Source organism: Capnocytophaga canis (genome assembly GCF_000827555.1).
Classification (GTDB): Bacteria; Bacteroidota; Bacteroidia; order Flavobacteriales; family Flavobacteriaceae; genus Capnocytophaga; species Capnocytophaga canis.
In genome coordinates this window covers 70,122-92,481 of the sequence record NZ_CDOI01000195.1, presented here as the reverse complement: position 1 = coordinate 92,481, position 22,360 = coordinate 70,122, and the positions used below count along the sequence as shown (strand labels likewise).

Annotated in this window: 18 protein-coding genes; all 18 read left to right on the top strand. The window is 34.5% G+C overall.

Annotation, left to right across the window (positions count from 1 at the left end):
• Positions 1–102: 102 nt before the first annotated feature.
• The 18 genes from CCAND38_RS10495 to CCAND38_RS10410 all read left to right on the top strand — a co-directional run bounded on the left by CCAND38_RS10495 (position 103) and on the right by CCAND38_RS10410 (position 22,285).
• Positions 103–2,598, top strand: coding sequence for a M60 family metallopeptidase (locus CCAND38_RS10495; RefSeq protein WP_042345294.1), 2,496 nt, complete (start codon positions 103–105; stop codon positions 2,596–2,598).
• Between the two features lie 132 nt (positions 2,599–2,730).
• A complete protein-coding gene (gene sucD, locus CCAND38_RS10490) occupies positions 2,731–3,606 on the top strand; it encodes a succinate--CoA ligase subunit alpha (RefSeq protein WP_042006491.1) in 876 nt (291 codons plus the stop codon).
• Between the two features lie 301 nt (positions 3,607–3,907).
• Entirely contained in the window at positions 3,908–5,035 is a 1,128-nt protein-coding gene (dnaN, locus tag CCAND38_RS10485; RefSeq protein WP_042006493.1) for a DNA polymerase III subunit beta, read from the top strand.
• 179 nt (positions 5,036–5,214) lie between these two features.
• Entirely contained in the window at positions 5,215–6,195 is a 981-nt protein-coding gene (gene pfkA, locus CCAND38_RS10480; protein WP_042006495.1) for a 6-phosphofructokinase, read from the top strand.
• Positions 6,196–6,572: 377 nt separating this feature from the next.
• The gene (locus CCAND38_RS10475) at positions 6,573–7,199 is read left to right on the top strand and encodes a hypothetical protein (protein ID WP_042006497.1); all 627 of its coding nucleotides are present in this window, start codon (positions 6,573–6,575) and stop codon (positions 7,197–7,199) included.
• Positions 7,200–7,400: 201 nt separating this feature from the next.
• Entirely contained in the window at positions 7,401–7,877 is a 477-nt protein-coding gene (locus tag CCAND38_RS10470; RefSeq protein ID WP_042345293.1) for a DinB family protein, read from the top strand.
• Between the two features lie 11 nt (positions 7,878–7,888).
• Positions 7,889–8,341, top strand: a complete 453-nt coding sequence (locus CCAND38_RS10465) for a DUF7832 domain-containing protein (protein ID WP_231550031.1) — start codon at positions 7,889–7,891, stop codon at positions 8,339–8,341.
• A 99-nt stretch (positions 8,342–8,440) separates the two neighbouring features.
• The gene (gene gap / locus CCAND38_RS10460) at positions 8,441–9,442 is read left to right on the top strand and encodes a type I glyceraldehyde-3-phosphate dehydrogenase (RefSeq protein ID WP_013997127.1); all 1,002 of its coding nucleotides are present in this window, start codon (positions 8,441–8,443) and stop codon (positions 9,440–9,442) included.
• Between the two features lie 76 nt (positions 9,443–9,518).
• A complete protein-coding gene (locus tag CCAND38_RS10455; RefSeq protein ID WP_042006500.1) occupies positions 9,519–10,373 on the top strand; it encodes an N-acetylglucosamine kinase in 855 nt (284 codons plus the stop codon).
• A gap of 131 nt (positions 10,374–10,504) precedes the next feature.
• The gene (locus CCAND38_RS10450) at positions 10,505–12,925 is read left to right on the top strand and encodes an SLBB domain-containing protein (protein WP_042345289.1); all 2,421 of its coding nucleotides are present in this window, start codon (positions 10,505–10,507) and stop codon (positions 12,923–12,925) included.
• A gap of 1 nt (position 12,926) precedes the next feature.
• A complete protein-coding gene (locus CCAND38_RS10445; protein WP_042345287.1) occupies positions 12,927–14,009 on the top strand; it encodes a Wzz/FepE/Etk N-terminal domain-containing protein in 1,083 nt (360 codons plus the stop codon).
• A 244-nt stretch (positions 14,010–14,253) separates the two neighbouring features.
• The gene (locus tag CCAND38_RS10440) at positions 14,254–16,494 is read left to right on the top strand and encodes a helix-turn-helix domain-containing protein (RefSeq protein ID WP_042345285.1); all 2,241 of its coding nucleotides are present in this window, start codon (positions 14,254–14,256) and stop codon (positions 16,492–16,494) included.
• A 252-nt stretch (positions 16,495–16,746) separates the two neighbouring features.
• The gene (gene tatC / locus CCAND38_RS10435) at positions 16,747–17,568 is read left to right on the top strand and encodes a twin-arginine translocase subunit TatC (protein WP_042345283.1); all 822 of its coding nucleotides are present in this window, start codon (positions 16,747–16,749) and stop codon (positions 17,566–17,568) included.
• A gap of 60 nt (positions 17,569–17,628) precedes the next feature.
• Entirely contained in the window at positions 17,629–18,282 is a 654-nt protein-coding gene (locus tag CCAND38_RS10430) for a hypothetical protein (protein WP_042006507.1), read from the top strand.
• A gap of 217 nt (positions 18,283–18,499) precedes the next feature.
• Complete coding sequence (gene lptB / locus CCAND38_RS10425) at positions 18,500–19,237, top strand: LPS export ABC transporter ATP-binding protein (RefSeq protein ID WP_042345281.1); 738 nt, start codon at positions 18,500–18,502, stop codon at positions 19,235–19,237.
• Between the two features lie 458 nt (positions 19,238–19,695).
• A complete protein-coding gene (gene prmA / locus CCAND38_RS10420; protein ID WP_042345279.1) occupies positions 19,696–20,529 on the top strand; it encodes a 50S ribosomal protein L11 methyltransferase in 834 nt (277 codons plus the stop codon).
• 10 nt (positions 20,530–20,539) lie between these two features.
• Positions 20,540–20,830: an ATP-dependent Clp protease adaptor ClpS gene (locus tag CCAND38_RS10415; protein WP_042345277.1), complete on the top strand. Its 291-nt coding sequence runs from the start codon at positions 20,540–20,542 to the stop codon at positions 20,828–20,830.
• 48 nt (positions 20,831–20,878) lie between these two features.
• Positions 20,879–22,285, top strand: a complete 1,407-nt coding sequence (locus tag CCAND38_RS10410) for an HAL/PAL/TAL family ammonia-lyase (RefSeq protein ID WP_042345275.1) — start codon at positions 20,879–20,881, stop codon at positions 22,283–22,285.
• Positions 22,286–22,360 lie beyond the last annotated feature (75 nt).

Genomic DNA, 22,360 nt, shown 5'->3' with positions numbered 1-22,360 from the left:
ATCGAAGTGTTTCCTGTTTGATTATTTTCTGTTCAACATATTTTATCAAATCATTGTAAGAGAAAAATATATTTGATACTTTTGTCGAAAACTAACGTAGAAATGAGAATAAAATTGATAAAAACATTGTTATTTTTTACATTTACAGCAATACTCACTGTTGGATGTAAAAAGGAAGTAGAGGAAACGCCTTACTTTACCCTTAAAGATTCCATAGAAGTTTCTAGAGAAGCGTCTTTTGAGTTTATTGAAGTACAAACAAATGTATCGAATTGGCGAATTGTAGTGCCAACGGAAGTTGCTTCATGGCTAACAGCCGTAAAGGAAAAAGGAGGGTTTAAAATTGCAACAGTCTCAAATAAGGGAGGAGAGCGTTCAGCAACTTTACAATTAATAGGAGAACGAGTAACTTACAATTTTTTGGTAACCCAGCTTGGTATATATCCAAATCCGGATAGCATAGAAAATGATTTGAAGTTGAAAATAGTTACAGGTTCTGCGTCTTCTTTTCAGAAGGGTTCCGAGATTGAAAAGGTCTTTGATGGAAATTTGAAAGGGGGTTCAGATGCTGAGATATATCATTCGGCGTGGGACAACAGAGCCTCTAATTATTTTCCGATTACCATCGAATTAGCATTGGAAAGTGCAAAGGATGTGGATTATATGATGTATTACCCGAGAATCAATGGCTCGAATGGTCATTTTAAAGAGGTAGAAATTTGGGTTAGTACGGAGAAGAAATACGAATATACAAAAGTTAAAGATGTTGATTTTGGTGGTACAGGGGCTGTGAGTCGAGTGAACTTCGGTGCAACCATTGTAGGAGCAAGGTCGTTTAAGCTCGTTGTTAAATCGGGACAAGGCAATGGGGCAGGATTTGCTTCTGCTGCAGAAATTGAATTCTATGCTAAAAGAACCAGTAATTTTGATGCTCTTTCCATATTTAAAGATATAACTTGTTCCGAACTTAAAGAAGGTATCACCGAGCAAGAGATTCAAAGTATTAGCAATACATTTTATAAGAATATTGCTATGCAAATTAAAAACAATCAATATCAGTCAGAATTTCGCATACAGGAATATAGAGCTTGGGCTGATCCAAATGTAATTAAGACTAAAAATCGTATGCAATATGCCTATAGTAATCTTGATAATCCAACGGGAATTTCCGTGAACGAAGGAGAAGATTTGGTTGTTTTTGTAGGAGAAACCAAGGGTCAAAAGCTACAAATTAAAATAATGAACTTGGATAAACCAGGGGGAGATGGTTTTGACCAAGCTTCATATCATCCCTTGTATGAAGGTGTTAACAAAATAAAAGCAGGTTCAAAGGGACTTATCTATTTACAGTACCAAACTCCTAACTATGCAACAGCACCCAGAATTAAAATACATTTTGCAACAGGGAATGTCAATGGATACTACGATAAAACAAAACATACTGCGGTTAATGATTGGAATCGTTTGATAAGTGCTGCAACTAATAAGTATTTTGATGTAATTGGAGAACATGCTCATTTGTGCTATCCGACCGAAAGTTACAAGGCATACGCAACTTCTAAAGGAAAGGAATTGATTGATATTTATGATGAAATTGTGCGTCAAACCCATATTTTTGCAGGAACTATAGGCGAGAGAGCCATGACCAATAGAGCTTATTTTCAAGTGATGTATCACTCTTACATGTATTGTACGGCATATAGGACTTCCTATCACGAAAGTACTATGTCAACGGTTTGTAATCCCGATGTTTTGAAAACAGGGAATAACATTTGGGGGGTAGCACACGAAATTGGACATGCTCATCAAGTACCTCCTGTTTTTCAGTGGATTGGTATGACCGAAGTTTCCGTAAATATGAACCCTATGAATATCCAAACCGCTTGGAATTCCCCAACACGTTTGGAAGTAGAATCCATGCAAGGCGAGGGTGGTTATAATAACCGTTATGAAAAGGCTTACAACATAGGTTTGATTCCAGATGTGCCAAATTGTGAAATTCCAGATGTATTCTGCCGTTTAATACCTTTCTGGCAATTAAATTTATACTTTTCAAGAGTGAAAAATGACCCTACTTTTTACGCACGATTCTATGAGAAAATGCGAACAATTGATTTAAAACCGACCTTGAAAGATGGAGAATATCAAGTAGATTTCACCAAAATAGCCTCTGAAATGACGGGAATGAATCTTATTTCTTTTTTTGAAAAATGGGGATTCTATAAACCTGTTGATAAATCAATTAAAGATTATGCTACCCGACAATTGACTGTGACGCAAGAGTATGCTGACCAAATCAGAAAAGAAATCAATGTTTTAGGACTTCCTCCAATAACGGATAAGATAGAATATATTTGCGATAGCAATTGGACATATTTCAGAGACCAATCCTCCGTTATTAAAGGAACAGCTACCAGAAGAGGGACGACAGTGACCACCAGTGGATATAAAAATGTGGTTGCTTATGAAGTTTACAGTAATAATGATTTGATTTATGCGACCAACAAAAATTCATTCGATTTTAAAAATACAGTAGCAACAAATGTAATAGTTTATGCAATTGCCTATGACGGCACAAGAACCGAGGTTACTTTTTAAATCAATCACACACCATCAGTTGTAAACTCCTATCTTGTAAAATTAAAATTCAGTATTCTTGATTTTTCTGCATAAATAATTTTTTATTTTCGAAAGAAATATTTACTTTTGCGAAATACTAAATAAAAAAACATGAGCGTATTAGTTAATAAAAATTCAAAAATAATTGTACAAGGATTCACTGGAAGCGAGGGAACTTTCCATGCTGAACAGATGATTGAGTACGGAACAAACGTAGTGGGAGGTATCACTCCTAACAAAGGTGGGCAGGTACATTTAGGAAAACCTGTTTTCAATACAGTGAGAGAAGCTGTTAAAGAAACGGGAGCAGATGTTTCAATCATTTTCGTTCCACCTGCATTTGCTGCTGATGCCATTATGGAAGCTGCCGATGCAGGAATCAAAGTGATTATTACTATCACAGAGGGGATTCCTGTTGCAGATATGATTAAAGTATCGGACTATATTAAAGATAAAGACTGTCGTTTAATTGGGCCAAACTGTCCTGGGGTTATCACTCCTGAAGAAGCTAAAGTAGGCATTATGCCCGGGTTCATTTTCAAAAAAGGAAAAGTAGGAATCGTTTCAAAATCAGGAACTTTAACCTATGAAGCAGCAGATCAAATCGTACGTCAAGGTTTAGGGATTACCACGGCTATTGGTATTGGAGGTGATCCAATTATCGGAACAACCACTAAGGAAGCTGTTGAACTTTTAATGAACGACCCTGAAACAGAGTGTATCGTAATGATTGGAGAAATTGGAGGACAGTTGGAATCGGAAGCAGCCCGTTGGATTAAAGCTAACGGAAATAAAAAACCTGTTGTAGGGTTCATCGCTGGAGAAACCGCTCCAAAAGGAAGAACAATGGGACATGCAGGAGCTATTGTAGGAGGTGCTGATGACACTGCTGAAGCTAAAAAACGTATTTTAAAAGAATGCGGTATTCATGTTGTAGACTCACCAGCTAAAATTGGGGAGAAAGTAGCTGAAGTATTGAAAAAATAAATTCTCAGAAGATAATGTGAATGAATAGGCTGTCCTATAAAAAACGGACAGCCTTTTTGATTTATAAATTTTTTCTGTAAGGTCTGAGAAGTTAATGAAAATCTATGGTTTCGCGATATAATTTTTATATTTTGAAAATCAATGATTTAATAAAATATTTCTTCAAAAAAATATTTTTTTCAGTTTATAATAAAATATTTTTTTGAAGAAATATTTTTTTTGAGTACTTTTGTCGCTAAAATTATACTGTAATGAAAAAGCATCCTTCTGAGGAAGGAAGAAAAATAAAAATCGTAAGAATATGAAATTCATTGTATCAAGTTCGTACTTATTGAAGAAATTACAAGTCATAGGTGGAGTTATTAATAGCAATAACACCATGCCGATACTTGATAATTTTCTGTTTGAACTAAGTCCTAATCTTTTGACTGTTTCAGCATCGGATTTGGAAACCACTGTAAAAGGTACTTTGGAAGTGGAGTCTGATTCAGAAGGAAGTATTGCCGTTCCTGCTAAATTATTGATTGAATCACTAAAAGCATTTCCTGAACAACCTCTTACTTTCATTGTGAAAGAAGGAAACCAGATTGAAATCAGCACAACAAATGGTAATTATCAGTTGACTTATTTCAGCGCCGAAGATTTTCCTAAACCAATTAGTTTGCCAGAAGCAAGTAAAGTAAGTTTATTAGGAGATATCTTAGCTACCGCTATTCAGAAAACCATTTTTGCTGTTGGAAATGATGATTTGCGTCCGACAATGAGTGGTGTATTCTTTGAATTTAATGATGAGGGCTTGACTTTTGTGGCAACGGATGCTCACAAATTGGTAAAATACCAACGTACGGATATCAAAGCAACGGAAAGTTCCGATTTTATTATGCCTAAAAAACCTCTAAACTTGTTAAAAGGAATTTTAGCAGGAAGCGAATCGGAGGTTACGATTGAATATAACGAAAGTAATGCAAAATTCTCTTTTGATGATATGGAAATTATCTGCCGATTGATTGATGGAAAATATCCAAATTATGATGCAGTAATTCCGAAAGAGAATCCTAATAAATTAACTGTAAACAGATTACAGTTTTTAGGTTCAGCACGTCGGGTTTCTATTTTTTCCAACAAAACCACACATCAAATTCGATTGAAAGTTGCAGGGTCTGATCTGCAAATTTCAGCTGAAGATGTTGATTATAGTAACCGAGCTGAAGAACGTTTCGCATGTGACTACCAAGGGGATGATATAGAAATTGGATTTAACTCCCGTTTTTTGATTGAAATGTTGAATAATTTAGAATCGGACGAGGTCATGCTCGAAATGTCGTATCCTAATAGGGCAGGAATTTTGACTCCTCTTGATGGGTTGGATGTAGGTGAGAAAGTGCTTATGTTGGCAATGCCTATTATGCTAAATCAACAAGCACAATAAAAATAAATAAATTCTAAAAGCTGTCTGTAAAGGCAGCTTTTTATATGTTATTTGATAAATGACCTAGATTTGGAAAACGTTTTCGAGAAAAAAGAAGAAAAAAATATCTTATATTTAAGAAAAAAACTGTAACTTTACGTCCCAAAAAATAGAATAGAAAATAAAAAATAAATAAGACAATGTCAGTAAAAAAAATAGCAGTATTGACTTCAGGGGGAGACGCTCCTGGGATGAATGCAGCCATTCGTGCTGTGGTGCGTACGTGTGCATATCACAACGTAGAAGTATTAGGTGTGTATCGTGGCTATCAGGGAATGATAGAGGGCGATTTTGTTGAGTTGAATGCTCGTAGCGTTCGTGATACTATTAACAAAGGAGGAACATTTTTGAAATCAGCTCGTTCTAAAGAGTTTAGAACTCCCGAGGGACGTAAAAAAGCTTATGAAAATCTAAAAAAATCAGGAGCAGATGCGTTAATTGTTATCGGTGGGGATGGTTCTTTTACAGGAGCGTTGTTGTTCAATGAAGAATTTAATTTTCCAGTGATGGGAATCCCAGGAACCATTGATAACGACATTTATGGAACTAGCCATACGTTGGGGTACGATACAGCTTTAAATACAGCTGTTGAGGCTATTGATAAAATCCGCGATACGGCAAGTTCCCATGATCGTATGTTTTTTATTGAGGTGATGGGACGCGATGCAGGGTTTATAGCACTGAATACAGGTATTGGAGTAGGGGCTGAACGAATCTTAATCCCAGAGGAAAATACTACAGCCGAAGAATTGTTAGCTGATATAGAGAAAGGATATGCTAAAGGAAAAACTTCGAATATCATTATTGTTGCTGAAGGGGACAAATCGGGGAAAAATGTATTCCAATTGAAAGAATACGTGGAGAGCAAACACCCTGGATTTGATATCCGTGTGGCAATCTTAGGGCATATGCAACGTGGAGGAGCTCCTTCGTGCTATGATCGTGTTCTTGCCAGTCGTATGGGAGTGAAAGCCGTAGAAACTCTTTTAGAAGGAAAATCAAACTATATGGTTGGAGTAAATAACGATGTTATAGATTTAACACCGCTCGAAAAAGCCATCAAAGGTGGAAGCAAATTGGATATGGAACTTGTTCGCGTAGCAGAGATTATGAGCGTATAATACAAAATCATTGCCCTTGAAAAGTTGTTTTCAATTTTTGAGTTTTAAGTAATCAAAAAACACAAATATTATGGAAATCACAAGTTTATGGCAATTGGAACCAAACGGGATTTATACCTAAACTGATTATTCACTTTGAAAATAGAAGGAAAAAGTAGAACTTTTCAAGGGCAAGATTTTTACGAGTTATACGAAGAGAGGTTGATGTTCAGGAATGTTGGGTAGTTCATTCTACTGAAAAAGCCATTTTTGTGTATGTTTTGGAAGATAACAAATATGGACTACTTAAACCTATTTTTGAAGGCGATGTTTTTTACTTCGGTGATTTTCCCGAATTTAGAAATAGAAGCAGACACAGTTTTTGAAATCTAATAAGAATGACTATACCTAAAGAGTTAAAAGAGGCGATAAGTCACTTATCGTCAGCAGAAAAAGATAAACTCATTTTCAGATTATTAAAAAAAGATTTGGTCTTAGCAAATCGGCTTTTGTTTGAGTTGGTTAGTGAGGAATCTGTCGAGGAAAAACGCCAAAAAACACAAGAAAAAATAGAGAAAATTATCGAGCGAAGAGCTAAACATTTTTATTCGTGTGGAGTGCTTAACATGGAAGTTCGTGAGTTAAGCGGTATGATTAACGAACACGTAAGCATAACCAAAGATAAATTTGGGGAAATTTCGTTGAATTTATCAATGATTTGTAAAATTCTTGAAACTCATAAAAAAGATATTTTGGAACAAAATTTTAAAAAAGCTCAAAAATTTTGTACGGCAGTTATTGCCCGAGCATTTAAATTGCTGATTTTGATAAAGAAAATGCACGAAGATTATTTTATGGAGTTTCAAGAAGATTTACAAAAATTCGGAGAGCTAATTGCCGATAATCCGTATTTGATAAAATCGGCAATTCACAACGGATTGGATGTTCGTTGGCTCATTTCAGGAGAAATTCCTGATGATATTTCCAAAATACATAGAGAGATTAGAGATAAGGGTCTTCTGTAAAAAAAGAAACAAAAGAAAACCATCAATAGATAACCCGTTGCCATTCAGGAGTTGCTTTAAGTAATAGAGGATACTAATCTGATTGCCCCTAAAAATGGAATAGAGTAAAAAACAAGCAAAATAAAATAGGATATAAAGGGTTTTTATGGAAATTTAACATTTAAAAATCGTATATTTGCAAGGATTAAAATAGTAGAAAAAGTGAGTAAAGATATCGTCACGCCCCAAGAATGGATCGCAAATTGGCAATCAAATCGGCGATTGACACGTAAGGTGATAGAAGCGTTTCCCGAAAAAGAATTATTTGAATTTTCAATCGGTGGGATGCGTCCGTTTGCAAATATCGTTGATGAATTGCTTTATGTAGTTAATTTATCAATTAAACAAATTTCTGAAAATCAAGTTATTGAATTTTCTGATTTTATGGGATATGCTGGAAAAACCAAAGCTGAAATTTTAACCCATTGGGACAAAACCACCGCTTTGATTCAAAAATTTGGCAAGGAAACATCACAAGAAAAATATCGTGAGGTTTTCAATATGTTTGGAATGTATAATTATGCTCTGATTGAAAATTTAATCTATCTACTTGAAAATGAAATACATCATCGAGGACAAGGCTATGTTTATCTGCGGGCTTTGGGCATAGAGCCACCCGCCTTTTATGGTGAGTATTAAGAAAAAATATAATGAAATACGATGACGCTTCTTGGCACTATGAGGGAGAGTTTCCTGCCAATTTGCCCAATGAAAATGGAGCTACGCACATAGGAATGTTTTTGGCGTGGTGCATTGAAAATGATTTGATTTCGGATTGGCTTCGAGAAGAAGCCGAAGAAGAAATTCAGCAAGTGAAAGAAGGCAAACTCTCTGGAGCAGATTTTTTAATTTCGGTTTGCGATGAAAAATTACTTGATGAAGATTTAAGCGAAATTGGAAATGCCTTTGCCCAAGATTATTACAAAGATGATACCGATTTTGGAGAAAAATTTGCATCTTATACAGACGATTACATCAATACGCTTGACAGAGAGGAGTTGGAAAGTTTCTATGAGATAGAAAATACGCCTGAAAATTATCAATTGCTTAAAAAAGTCATTGACAAGCGTTTTCAAGATTGGAAAAAATATAAAAAAATGTAATACAAAGGTTATTAGCTAATTGCTAATTAATAATTGCAAAAAGCCAATAGCTAATCGCTAACAGCAAAAAGAATAAATTAATAACAAAAAAAAATAATTATGTCAACATTAAAAATTGGAATCAACGGATTCGGACGCATTGGACGTCTTGTGTTTAGAGCGGTTTACGAAAGACCAAATGTAGAAATCGTAGGGATTAACGACCTTCAAGATGTAGAATACATCGCTTATCTTTTAAAATATGATTCAGTTCACGGAACTTTCAAAGGAAACGTAGAAGTAAAAGACGGAAACTTGGTAGTTGACGGAAAAGTGGTTCGTATCACTGCTGAAAAAGACCCAGCAAACTTGAAATGGAATGAAGTTGGAGCTACTGTAGTTGCTGAATGTACAGGTATTTTTACTACATTGGAAAAAGCTCAAGCTCACATCAATGCAGGTGCTAAAAAAGTAGTTATTTCTGCTCCATCTGCTGATGCTCCAATGTTCGTAATGGGAGTTAACCACAAATCAGTAAAACCAACTGACAACATCGTTTCTAACGCTTCTTGTACAACAAACTGTTTGGCTCCTATCGCTAAAGTTATCAACGATGCTTTCGGAATTGAAGAGGCTTTGATGACAACAGTTCACGCTACAACAGCTACGCAATTAACGGTTGATGGTCCTTCTAAAAAAGACTGGAGAGGTGGTCGTTCAGCACTTATCAACATCATTCCTTCATCAACAGGAGCTGCTAAAGCGGTAGGAAAAGTTATTCCTGAGTTGAACGGAAAATTGACAGGTATGGCGTTCCGCGTTCCAACAGCTGACGTTTCAGTAGTGGATTTAACAGTTCGTACTAAAAAACCAACTTCATTGGCTGAAATTAATGCTGCTATGAAAAAAGCTTCAGAAGGTGAATTGAAAGGAATCTTAGGATATACTGATGAATTAGTTGTTTCTCAGGATTTTGTAGGTTGCAAAAAAACATCTATCTATGATGAAAAAGCAGGTATTGCATTGAGCGACACTTTCTTCAAAGTAGTTTCTTGGTACGATAACGAAGCAGGATACTCTAACAAATTGGTTGATTTGGCAGAGCACGTAGCTTCTTTATAATAGTATATTTCAAGGCTGTTTGGCGGAGTCAAACAGCCTTAATTTTTTAATTACTCAATAAATAAATTAGAAAAATATGATTTTAATTGTTGATAGTGGAGCTACCAAGGCGGATTGGACGGCACTAAATGACAAAGGAGAGCAATTGTTTTTTACACAAACTTTGGGCTTGAACCCAGAAGTTTTGACAGAGGAACTCATTATTGAGCGTATTACGACTAATAATGACTTATTCTCAAACAAAGATAAAGTTACAGGATTGTATTTTTATGGTGCAGGTTGCGGTACAGAGCGTATGACTTCGTTTATGGCTCGTACTTTGCAAACTATTTTCAGAACAGCCAAAATTGATGTAAAAGAAGATACTTTTGCTGCGGTTTATGCAACTACGCGTCCTGAAGATAAGGCTATTGTTTGTATTCTTGGTACGGGGGCTAATTGCTCCTACTGGAATGGAGAAAAATTAGTTCAAGCAGTTGATTCTCTAGGATATATTCTGATGGATGAATCCAGCGGAAACTTCTACGGAAAGCGTCTGGTTACAGATTACTTTTTCAATAAAATGCCCAAAGAATTAGCTCAAAAATTTGAGAAAGAGTATGATTTAAACTCAGATGTTATCAAAAATCACTTGTATAAACTTCCGAATCCAAATAGTTATTTAGCAACGTTTGCAAAGTTCATTGTAGAAAATAAGGAACACGACTATTGTCGAAATATTGTTCGCAATGGAGTACAGCTGTTTGTTGATCATTGGATTTCCCAATACGAGGCTCGTTATGAAGTGCCAATTAATTTTGTAGGAAGCATTGCTTTTTATTTGCAAGATATTCTAAAAGAGGTTCTTACTGAAAATAATTTGAAGTTAGGTAACGTATTACGTAAACCTATTGATGGGTTGGTGGCTTTCCATGTTAATAAAGTGAAATAGTCAAAATCAAATTATGGAATAAAGGCTTCAACATTTTTTATGCTGAAGTCTTTATTTTATTGCTAAAAAAAACGTTACCCTTTTACTCTTATAAAAATATGTTTTATATTTGCGCCAAATATAGAAGTATTATGTTAAAAATTAAACTTTTTGTTGTTTTTTTGTTGTTTATTGGGTCGTTTCATGTGTCTATAGCACAGACTGAAATGGATGTACAACAAATATCTTCAGTAAATGTAGATAACTTATCCGATGAGCAAATTAGAGTTTATTGGAAAAAGGCTCAAGATCAAGGTTATTCTTTAGAACAGCTTATTGTAGGAGTACGAACTCGAGGAATGTCTGAAATTCAAGCAAATAAGTTGAGACAACGTATTTTGCAGTTATCCACATCAACGCTTTCTTCCAACCAGAAACAAATATCGCAGCGAGTTGATTCAGAAGCAATTGGGTTTACTGGTCAAGAAAATAAAGACTCATTAGCGGTTAAAAATGATAAGAATAGTATTTTTGGAATGAATTTTTTCAAAAATCCTAAAATTTCATTTACGCCAAATAGCAATATGGTAACTCCTGAAACTTATCAAGTAGGGGTAGGAGATGAATTGTTGATTGAAGTTTGGGGAGCTACAGAAACTTCATTTAAACAGGTTGTTGATAATCAGGGTAATATATCTGTTAATGGTGTAGGGAAAATTAATGTGTTAGGCTTGCCATTAAATCAAGTTAAAGCGAAAGTAAATTCTCAGTTAAAGCGTATTTATTCTGGAATTTCCGCTTCTGAAGGTAGCTATAACAAAATATATACAGGTGTAACTATCACTCAGGTGCGTACCGTGAGTGTCAATATTATTGGAGAGGTTGTTGTCCCTGGGACATATTCGCTAAGTGCTTTGTCTACAGTTCTTAATGCTCTATATGCTTGTGGTGGTCCCACTGAAAGTGGTTCATTTCGAGAGATTAAATTAATCAGAGGAGGAAAACAAGTTGCTATTTTTGATGTTTATGATTTCCTGATTAAAGGGTCGGAAAAAGGCAATTTGACATTGCAAGACCAAGATGTAATCATTGTACCTCCTTACATAAATCGTATTTGGGTTGAGGGTCGTGTAAAAAGAGAAGGAGCTTATGAAACGAAGGAAGGAGAGACTTTAGCAAACTTAGTTACCTTTTTTGGAGGATTCGAATCAGATGCATTTGTAAATACATTGGTTGTTGAACGTATTAAAGATGCTAAACGAGAAGTTCGTGAAGTTATGTTCGAAAACATAGCAAATTTTAAAATGCAAAATGGAGATAAATTAAACATCCATCCAATCACAGATGAATACGAAAACCGATTGAGTATTGGAGGAGCTGTTTACCAACCTGGTACGTATGAGTTTAAAGAAGGAATGACAGCTTTTGATTTATTAAATCGAGCTAATGGACTTAAAAGAGAAGCTTCATTAGAAAGAGGTCTGATTTTCAGAACTTTGAATAGAGTTGATTATCAAACCATCAATTTTTCCGTGAAGGATTTGATTGAACAGAAGCACAATATAGCTCTTAAAGATAACGATAGTATTCATATCTTTTTTAAGGATTCTTTACAAATGAGTCGTTTTGTAAAAGTAGAAGGAGCTGTTAATAAACCTAAAGATCTTCCTTTTATGGAGAATATGACTATAAAGGATGTTATTGTACTTACGGGAGGATTGGCACAAGGAGCTGATGCGTCAACGATTGACGTTTTTCGTGAAACATACGATCAAAATTTTAAAAAATTAAGTCAAGAGTTTAAAGTAACAGAAGACGATTCGGACTTTATATTACAACCCAACGACATCGTTTCAGTGCGTTATCTTAAAGGTTATACTCCTATGCAATCCGTAAAAATAGAAGGAGAGGTACTTTATCCTGGTGTGTATAGCATACAAAGCAAAGATGAACGCATTTCAGATTTAATTGCGAGAGCTGGGGGATTTTCACCTCATGCGTATATTGAGGGAGCTACTTTAATTCGTAAGAAATTAGATGAGAGTGAAGTCAAGCAAGAGCAGTTTTTGGATGAGTTGATATCCATTGGTAGCATTGGTGATCAAGATAAATCTTTAAAAAAGATAGAAAAAAAAGTTTCTGAATATCGTATAGGAATTAATTTACAAAAAATATTAGAAAAAAAGCATAGCAAATATGACTTGGTTCTTAATGAATCCGATGTGCTGTTGATTCCCTCTGAAAAACAAACTGTTGAAATTCGAGGTGAAGTGTTAGCACCTTCACTGGTTCGCTATCAAAAAGGGATGACACTTCGTGATTATGTGAACAGAGCAGGAGGGTTTTCTGATAGAGCTAAAAAACGTTCCGTGTATGTGATGTATGCTAATGGTGATATTCGTTCTACAGATATTTCCTTGATTTTCAATAATTATCCAGAAATTAAGCCGGGAGCGATTATTATTGTTCCTTCAAAACCTGAACGTCAGCGACTTTCACCAGGAGAAACCATCGGAATTATTTCAGCCATAACCACTATGGGGGTATTGATTTATAACGTTATAACAAAATAAAATGGAAAGTAGTAAACAAAAAAAAGAAGATGAAATAGATTTATTGGAGTTAATCCGAAAGCTTTGGGATGCTCGTAAGTATATCTTAAAAGTTACAATCTTATTTTTCATCATAGGAATCTTAGTTGCTTTGTTTTCGTCAAAGGAATATACCGCAACTACACTGATGATTCCTCAAACTACTGATGGTAAATCAATTGGAGGAGGATTAGGTGGGTTTGCGGCTATAGCTGGAATTAGCTTAGGCGGAGCTTCCTCAGAGGAGGTTCCTATTACAGTTTACCCAAAAGTGGTTCAAAGTGTTCCGTTTAAAAAGAAATTAGTACAAACACCTTTGAATTTTGAAAACATTTCAGAAAAGATTACCTATAAAACTTATTGTGAGGATCATGTAAAACCCGGTATATTGGATTATGTGAAAAAATATACTATAGGTTTACCTGGGTTGTTGTTTGGAAGCAAAGAAGAAGAAAACACTTCTGAGGAACAAAAGACCGTATTACAACTATCTCAAAAGGAGCGAGAAATTTTAAATAGCGTTGATAGTCAATTATCAATTACAATCAATGAAAAAGAGGGTACGATTATGCTATCTTACTCAATGTCGGAGGCCTTAGCAGCTGCTCAGATGTTACAAAGTGCTCAGAATTTATTACAAGAGAGTATTACTGAATTTAAGACTCAAAAAGCAGTTGAAGAATTAGATTTTATTAACGAACGCTATCAAGAAGCTGAGAAAGATTTCAAGAGTAAACAATTTGCTTTGGCTCAGTTTCAGGATAAAAATAGAAATCTTTTTAGTTCGTTACCTCAAACTCGTTTACAGCAATTACAAACAGATTATAACTTAGCTTTCAGCGTATACTCTGAATTGGCTAAACAATTAGAAAGCAAAAAGATAAAAGTAAAAGAAGATCAACCTATTTTCACTATTATTGAACCTGTGAGTGTTCCTAATGAGCGTTCAAAACCAAAACGACCGATGATAGTTGCTATTTGGACATTTTTAGGTATAGTGATTGGTATAGGAGGTGTTTTTATAAAAGATTTTATCAAACAGATTAAACAAAAGAAAGAAGCTTAGTAAGGCTTCTTTTTTTGTTGATTGAATGTGTCAAATAGTTTGGTATGAGTTGGCAAAACTAATAATTTACTACAAGAATGCATAAATAATCACTCTTTCTCAAATTTTGTTACTGTTTTATGGTAAAAGTTTACTCTTCACTGATTCATTTAATCTATTGAATTTCAAGGGGATTGAATGTTAAAGTTTATTTGCCTAAATTCTAAAGATTTTTTACCTTTACCCCAATCAAAATAGTTGCCTTATGGAGGAACTCATACTCACGTTAATAAATCAAACCTCACAAAATATATTTCTAACAGGAAAAGCAGGAACAGGAAAAACTACATTACTGCACAAAATCATTAAAACTACACATAAAAATACTATTGTGGTTGCTCCCACAGGCATAGCAGCTTTGAATGCAGGTGGAGTTACCATTCACTCTATGTTTCAGTTGCCTTTTGCGTCATTTTTACCAACATTGTCCAATCCACCTGTGGTTTATGCTAATTCGCGTTTTGAAAATCGGATGACATTGCGTAAGCACTTTAAAATGAGAAGAAATAAACAACAGTTATTTCATCATTTGGAGCTATTGGTTATTGACGAGGTGAGTATGCTACGTGCCGATGTTTTGGATGCTATGGATTTTATGTTGCAAAATATTCGAAAAGACAAACGTCCTTTTGGAGGGGTACAAGTTTTGTTTATTGGAGATTTATTGCAGCTACCACCCGTAGTCAAAAACGAAGAATGGGAGGTTTTGAAAACATACTACAGTGGGATATTTTTCTTTCAGTCCAAAGTTATTACTGAAAATCCGTTATTATACGTAGAGTTGGATAAAATATATCGACAGTCGGATGATGATTTTATTTCCATACTAAATAATCTTCGAGATAATAAATTGAATTTCAGTAATATGGAATTATTACAAGGTTATGTAAATCCTAATTTTAGATCGGATAGACGAAATGAATATATCACTTTGACGACTCACAATGCCAAAGCTGATGCTATTAACAATCATGAAATGAGAGAGTTACATATTAAAGAATATGTGTTTGAGGCAGAGATCGTGGGTGATTTTCCTGAATATATGTATCCTATAGATAAATATATTTACTTAAAAGAAGGAGCGAGGGTTATGTTCATTAAAAACGACTTATCACCTGAAAAATTGTTTTTTAATGGAAAAATGGGGACAGTGATGAGGCTTTCGGATGATGAGATTGAAGTTCTTTTAGATGGAGGAAAAACCATTAATGTTGAAAAACATGAATGGGAAAATATCCGCTATCAGATTAATGAGCAAACCAAAGAAATTGAAGAAGAGCGACTTGGAACGTTCTCACAGTATCCATTGAGGCTAGCTTGGGCAATTACTGTACATAAAAGTCAGGGGCTTACTTTCGAAAAGGCAATTTTAGATTTAGACCATGTGTTTGCCCCAGGACAATTGTATGTAGCTTTTTCTCGATTGCGTTCCATCGAGGGAATGGTATTGCTTTCTCAAGTTAGTAAATATGGTATCGAAAATAGTGAAGAAGTGGTTCAGTATGCAGTAAATAAAGCTAGTCCTGAACAACTTTCTCAAGCATGTGTCAGTGGTGAAAAAGCGTACTTAGAGAATGCCGTTTTACAATGTTTTCAATGGGATAATTTGTTAGGAAATTGGAACTTACACAAAGGTAGCTATGTAGGAGATATGGGAAATAAGAATCTTTATAAAGATTGGGCATTAGAACAGATGAATCAAGTCGTTGAAATGGTTATACTGACCGAAAAATTTACCAAGCAGTTGAAAGATATCTTACAGACTGACTATGATTTTAACTTCCTCTATGAGCGTTTTGAAAAGGCATATCTCTATTTTTTTCCACGATTAGAGACTCTTTGGTATGAAGTCTTACGAGTGCAAAAAGAGATTGAAACTCATAAAAAAGTGAAACAATTTCGTGAGGAACTTATTGATTTGGAGAGTGTAACTTCGGAAGTAATACGTAGCCTATTTAAAACAAGACAAATGATGCAATTGGCTAAAAATCAACAGCCATTTAATAATTCTTCCATCAATCTTTCGCAGTTGGTAAGGATTCGTGAAAATTTAATATTAAAAGCAAAAGAACAGCTGAAAGAAAAACGACTTTTTGTGGAGGAGCAATCACATCAAGCAATAAAAATTGCTACCAAAGAAAAAGAATCGACCTATGATATCACCTATCAATTATGGGAAGAAATGCGTTCTGTTGAGGCAGTTGCAGAAAAACGCATGTTTACCACAGCAACTATCTATCGACATCTTATGAAGTTAATGGAAATGGATAAGGTGCAAATTTCAGAATTGTTATCCGAACAGGCTCTAAACGAACTGACAACTGTTTTTGAACAGGAAGAAGATTTGAGTTTAGGATATATCTATGACCTTTTGAACGAAAGATACACTTGGGATGAATTACGCCTTTTTAAAAGTTATTTTTTGAAAAATATGAGTTCAGAATGAATAGACAGACTCTGCAAGAATCCCATCCTTATGGTTTATAAACTATAAGTGCATTTAGTCAGTATTTTAAACGGCATCAGGAAACAAAAAGTTCTACTTGATGTAATTATATAAAAGGATTTTTAGAGTAATTTTTTAGTGGTACTGCTTCAAAAAACTATTCTAAAAATTCCAAAAATTCAAAACAAAACGTATATTTGCACATTATTTATCAAACGGAGAGAGCTATACTCTTTATTTTCAAACAACTATATGACACAGCAAAAAGATGAAATGTCTTTTTTAGACCATTTGGAGGAACTACGGTGGCACCTAATCCGCTCCACTGTAGCCGTTTTGGTCATTGCCGTAGTGGCCTTCTTCTTGAAAGATTTTATTTTCGATACTATTATTTTTGGACCTCGAAAAGGTGATTTTATTACCTACGAAATGTTTTGTAAATTGGGACAATTTTTTAATTATGAGAGTGATTTCTGCATGGAAAAACTGCCTTTTAGTATACAAAATAGAACAATGGCAGGACAATTTTCAGTGCATTTATGGACATCTATTTGGGCAGGAGTTATTCTTGGTTTTCCTTATATTTTGTATGAAATTTGGAGATTTATAAGTCCCGGGCTATATGAAAATGAGCGAAAAATAGCGAGTGGTTTTATTTTCATAGCGTCCTTGTTGTTTTTTATGGGAGTGTTGTTTGGTTATTACATGATTGCACCTCTTTCTATAAATTTTTTAGGAACATACACTGTTAGTCAAGAAGTTGCAAACCAAATTGATCTAAATTCTTACATTTCGGTAGTCCGATCATCCGTAATTTCGTGCGGTTTAGTATTTGAATTACCTATTATCATTTACTTTTTAACCAAATTAGGACTCATAACCCCGACTTTTATGAGGAAATATCGTCGACATGCACTTGTTTTGGTACTTATTTTAGCTGCAATCATCACACCTCCCGATGTAGCGAGTCAAATTATTGTAGCTATCCCCATTATGTTACTTTATGAAATTAGTATATTCATTTCAGTCTACGTTTTGAAAAAGGAACAAAAGCGTAAGGCAAAAGTGGAATAAAATCCTATAAATGAAACATTATCATATTTTCAAAATATAATTTAATATTTTTAAGGTTCAATGAATTGTAAAACCTACCTAAAGCAATTACCTAACGTGAAAACGTTAAAACAGATTTGTCGTGGCAGAGCTGTGATGGATTGGATTATTTGTGGATATGAGTTTGAAACCTACCACACCTTCTACAAGAGTAAGCAAGAGGAGTATGACGGCACCGAGGCTCAATGGGGCTTAGGGTTTGAGGATGAAGATGGAATCTCCCTGTCGTTCTATTTTCTTGACAAGGCGTGTCTGATTGTGCCGTCAGCGAGTTCGGAAGATAGTAAAGATGCTAACAGTCAGTTGTTTGAAAAAAAAATACCGAAGATTTTTCATCCTTATTTTCGTAAAAATTTTTCGAATTCTGATATTCCGTTCGTGTTGTGGTCATTGGATGGAGAAACCTGGAATGCTGAGGAAAATTTTGAAATTGAAGAAATTATTTCTAAATTTGACCAAATCACTACTAATCCTGCCGTCTATAAGCAATGGGCATTTGATTTCTTTGGTGATGAAACTTATTTCAAGGAAGATGCTTCCGAGCAGACTATTACGGACATTTATGAAGGTAAGATACTCACCGAAGCAATGGTATATAGTTTAGTGAGCGAAGTGCATGATTGGGTGGATTTGGAGGCTGAATTGGATGAAATGCCATACCGATTTGAGTTTTAAAATCCTAACCATTTTTTATACCAAAATTCAAGCAGGAAAATTTATCTTTTGGTGTGGATAAACAATATTTATTCTGAATTTAAAGTTAAACCAAAGTAGTTACAGTTATGCAAAACGAGGGGTTTGTTAGCTTTGGTAGTATTTGGAGTGTATTGTTCTAACTAATAGCATTAATATTGCTCGAAAAATTAAATTTATTGCATATTTTTTACATACGATGAAATTAATAGTCAATGATATTATCAAAATCTATAAAGGAAGAAAAGTTGTTAAAGGCGTTTCTTTGGAGGTAAATCAAGGAGAAATTGTTGGGCTTTTAGGGCCTAATGGAGCGGGTAAAACAACATCTTTCTATATGATTGTGGGGTTGATTAAACCTAATGGAGGAACTATTTATCTTGATACAGAGAATATTACTGACTATCCGATGTATAAAAGAGCTCAGCGAGGTATTGGGTACTTGGCACAAGAAGCCTCCGTTTTTCGTAAATTAAGCATTGAGGACAATATCAAAAGTGTGTTGCAATTGACCAAGTTATCGAAAAAAGAACAACAGATGAAAACCGATTCATTGATTGAGGAGTTTGGTTTGGGACATATTCGCAAAAATCGAGGTGATTTATTATCAGGAGGTGAACGACGTCGTACTGAAATTGCACGAGCATTAGCAACAAGTCCAAAATTTATTCTATTGGATGAACCTTTTGCAGGAGTTGATCCCGTGGCTGTAGAAGATATTCAACGTATTGTTGCACAGCTTAAAAATAAAAATATTGGTATCCTAATCACCGACCATAACGTACAGGAAACTTTAGCGATTACTGATCGTACTTATCTTATGTTTGAGGGAGGAATTCTCAAAGCGGGAGTTCCTGAAGAGTTGGCAGAAGATCAAATGGTTAGAAAAGTTTATCTAGGACAAAATTTTGAATTGAGAAGAAAAAAGTTATTTTAGTAAGGAAGGAGTTCCCACTTGTATTTTTTTGAACTATTAGCGTTGTTGAAATAGTTAGGAATACAATGTTTATGTCTTCTTCATGTTCAATACTCGAAAGAGTTACTCCATAGGTCGTTTGTAAAATGTGATTAATCCAAATTAATTATGTTTCTGATTATTAGTAGATTGATGTGTCACTTAACTTACTCTTAATTAGTTATACGTTGATTTGGTATATTTTTTCTGGGAAAAGCAATAGCAAGAATCTGATTTTTAGGGGTTTATTTTTTGTAAAATTAGAGTCTTTGTCCAAAATGTTTATGTGAAATGGGTAATCGAGTATCAAATAAGTTCTAAAAATTTAAGACGAATTTGGTTTGTGTGTATTATTTTAAATATGAAATAGTTATATTAGAATGTTCTGCAAATCATATTTTCAAAATAAACTTGTATAAAATAGTAAAGAAGTATTACAAATGAATTATATAGAATATGATTTCAAAATAGAACCTCAGGGAGTTGCTTCTGAGATTCTGGTGGCTGAGTTAGCAGAATGGGGTTTTGAGAGTTTTGTTGATACCGAACGAGGGATTTTGGCCTATATTCAAGAAAGTTTGTGGAATGAACATATTTTAGATGAGATTTATATTTTAAAATCGGAGGAATTTCTCATAACTTATTCATTCCGAACTATTGAGCAAGTAAATTGGAATGAAGAGTGGGAAAAGAATTTTGATCCGATTTCAGTAGATGGTTTGTGTACGGTTCGGGCTCCTTTTCATGCAAAAACAGACACCAAATATGACATTATTATCGAACCCAAAATGAGTTTTGGAACAGGACATCATGAAACGACTTATATGATGTTGCAGTTTTTATTACAGACCGATTTTAGCAGAAAATCGGTACTTGATATGGGTTGTGGTACCAGTGTTTTGGCGATTATGAGTGAAAAACGAGGTGCGACTAAAATTACGGCAATAGATATTGACGATTGGTGTGTTGAAAATTCAATAGAGAATATACAACGAAATGATTGTAAGTGTATTGAAGTGAAGTTAGGTGATGCTTCTTTATTAAAAAACGAGCATTTTGATGTGGTAATAGCTAATATCAATCGAAATATTTTATTAAATGATCTCTCGTTGTACGCAGCGACTCTATCGCAAAATGGAATGGTGCTTCTCAGTGGATTTTACAAAAGTGATATGCCAGTAATCCTTGAGGAATGCAGTAAACATGGTCTTTCATTTGTTGAAAATTTAGAACGTAATGAATGGGTAGCAGTAAAATGTGTCAAAAAAGATTAATTTTTGTAATATGCTAATTTTCAATCATAAAGAGCAAACCCAAACCGAGACCGAAACACTTGTTGAGGAATTATTGGATAGGGAATATCATCTTGTTTTATACAACGATGATGTAAACACCTTTGATCATGTGATTGATACATTGGTACGAGTTTGTGATCATACCTATGAACAAGCCGAACAATGTGCTATTATAGTGCATTACAAAGGAAAATGTGATGTAAAATCAGGAACCTACAAGACCTTAGAACCGATGTGTACTGCACTTTTAAATGCCGATTTAAGTGCTGAAATTGAGTGATTTCTATATTCTTGTCGAAAAACTGATCGAATTAAACGAAAAATTGAAATGAATCACTATATATCTAACGATACATTATTTTTAGAAAATATTGAAAATCTCTTAATTGAGGATGTAAAACTCAAATTATCGGAGGAGGCAAAAATAAATATCCAAAAAAGCCAAGATTTTTTGAGTAGATGGTCTCTTGAGCATCAAAAACAAAATATTCCTAACGAAAATGCTGATTTTCAGTGTCGTTTATTGAAATCCTATGCCTGTGGTGTAGGTACTGCCATTCCTGATGAGGTGGTAAAATTGATGTTATTTTTAAAAATACAGTCTTTTTGCTACGGATTCAGCGGTATACGTCTAGAAATTATTGAACGATTTTTGAATTTTTTTAATTACAATGTATTGCCGGTTGTTTATTCAAAAGATACACCAGATGATCGTATTTCATTGGCTCACTTGTCTTTACCGCTTATTGGAGAGGGTGAGGTACGCATTAAAGGAAAGATTTTTTCCTCCTGTGAGCTGGAAGAAAAATTTGGGTGGAAACCGTTGCATCTGAAAGAAAAAGAAGCCGAAATCTTGTTAGGAGGTACACAATTGACAACTGCTTATGGAGCTTTTAATATGATCAAAGCTCTTAAATTGTGTGAGTTATCGGATTTTATAGCTTCGGTTTCTTCACAAGTCTTCGGAGTGAGTGACTTGTTCTTCTCAGAACAAGTCCAAATCGTTCGTCCACATAAAGGGCAAATTCAAACAGCAGAATCGCTACGCAAATTACTGAAAAACAATGAAATAAATGTGGAACGTTCAGAGTTTGATACAGCTCCTGAGGCTTTTCGTGCTATTCCACAGGTGCATGGGGCTGTCAAAGATACGGTAGCCCATGTTCGAAAAGTTATTAAAACCGAAATTAATTCTGTAACGGATAATTTGTTGGTTTTTTCTAAAGAAAACCAACTGATTTCCAGTGGAAATTCACATACTTTACCCTTGTCATTAGGTTTAGATTTTCTTGCTATAGCATTGACAAGTTTGGGAAATATGTCAGAACGACGAATTTTTCATCTTATTTCATCAAGAGAAGATGAAAAGGAGGATTTTTTCTTAGATTTATCTGTTTTTCAACGTATAACAGAGAGTATTTTAGCTGAAAATAAGCGGTTGTCTACACCTGTGAGTGTTGAAAGCCCTATTTTTACTGAAAAAATGACTGATATTAAAGGAATGGGAGGCAGTTCAGCAGTTAAATGTTTGCAGGTAATCGAAAATATTGAACAAATATTAGCTGTTGAGTTGTTAGTTGCAGTATTGTGGTCGATAAATCAAAAAATAGCATTTACATCCTCCGTTTTGAATGAATATATTGACTATTTAGAGTTACAAACAGAAAAGATATCCTTGAAAAAAAGTATCGAAAAAACCATACAATTTTTTAAAAAAGAGAAGAGAGAAAGCTAAAATTTTTGAACTGGTGGACAATACTTTTTCTTTGAAAAATACTTATTAGTGAGATGTTAATCCGATTTAAATGAT

What these genes read in the sequence shown, in the direction of transcription:
- CCAND38_RS10495 (WP_042345294.1), top strand. Translation starts at nt 103, where the DNA reads ATGAGAATAAAATTGATAAAAACATTGTTATTTTTTACATTTACAGCA.
- sucD (WP_042006491.1), top strand. Translation starts at nt 2,731, where the DNA reads ATGAGCGTATTAGTTAATAAAAATTCAAAAATAATTGTACAAGGATTC.
- dnaN (WP_042006493.1), top strand. Translation starts at nt 3,908, where the DNA reads ATGAAATTCATTGTATCAAGTTCGTACTTATTGAAGAAATTACAAGTC.
- pfkA (WP_042006495.1), top strand. Translation starts at nt 5,215, where the DNA reads ATGTCAGTAAAAAAAATAGCAGTATTGACTTCAGGGGGAGACGCTCCT.
- CCAND38_RS10475 (WP_042006497.1), top strand. Translation starts at nt 6,573, where the DNA reads ATGACTATACCTAAAGAGTTAAAAGAGGCGATAAGTCACTTATCGTCA.
- CCAND38_RS10465 (WP_231550031.1), top strand. Translation starts at nt 7,889, where the DNA reads ATGAAATACGATGACGCTTCTTGGCACTATGAGGGAGAGTTTCCTGCC.
- gap (WP_013997127.1), top strand. Translation starts at nt 8,441, where the DNA reads ATGTCAACATTAAAAATTGGAATCAACGGATTCGGACGCATTGGACGT.
- CCAND38_RS10455 (WP_042006500.1), top strand. Translation starts at nt 9,519, where the DNA reads ATGATTTTAATTGTTGATAGTGGAGCTACCAAGGCGGATTGGACGGCA.
- CCAND38_RS10450 (WP_042345289.1), top strand. Translation starts at nt 10,505, where the DNA reads ATGTTAAAAATTAAACTTTTTGTTGTTTTTTTGTTGTTTATTGGGTCG.
- CCAND38_RS10445 (WP_042345287.1), top strand. Translation starts at nt 12,927, where the DNA reads ATGGAAAGTAGTAAACAAAAAAAAGAAGATGAAATAGATTTATTGGAG.
- CCAND38_RS10440 (WP_042345285.1), top strand. Translation starts at nt 14,254, where the DNA reads ATGGAGGAACTCATACTCACGTTAATAAATCAAACCTCACAAAATATA.
- tatC (WP_042345283.1), top strand. Translation starts at nt 16,747, where the DNA reads ATGACACAGCAAAAAGATGAAATGTCTTTTTTAGACCATTTGGAGGAA.
- CCAND38_RS10430 (WP_042006507.1), top strand. Translation starts at nt 17,629, where the DNA reads ATGAATTGTAAAACCTACCTAAAGCAATTACCTAACGTGAAAACGTTA.
- lptB (WP_042345281.1), top strand. Translation starts at nt 18,500, where the DNA reads ATGAAATTAATAGTCAATGATATTATCAAAATCTATAAAGGAAGAAAA.
- prmA (WP_042345279.1), top strand. Translation starts at nt 19,696, where the DNA reads ATGAATTATATAGAATATGATTTCAAAATAGAACCTCAGGGAGTTGCT.
- CCAND38_RS10415 (WP_042345277.1), top strand. Translation starts at nt 20,540, where the DNA reads ATGCTAATTTTCAATCATAAAGAGCAAACCCAAACCGAGACCGAAACA.
- CCAND38_RS10410 (WP_042345275.1), top strand. Translation starts at nt 20,879, where the DNA reads ATGAATCACTATATATCTAACGATACATTATTTTTAGAAAATATTGAA.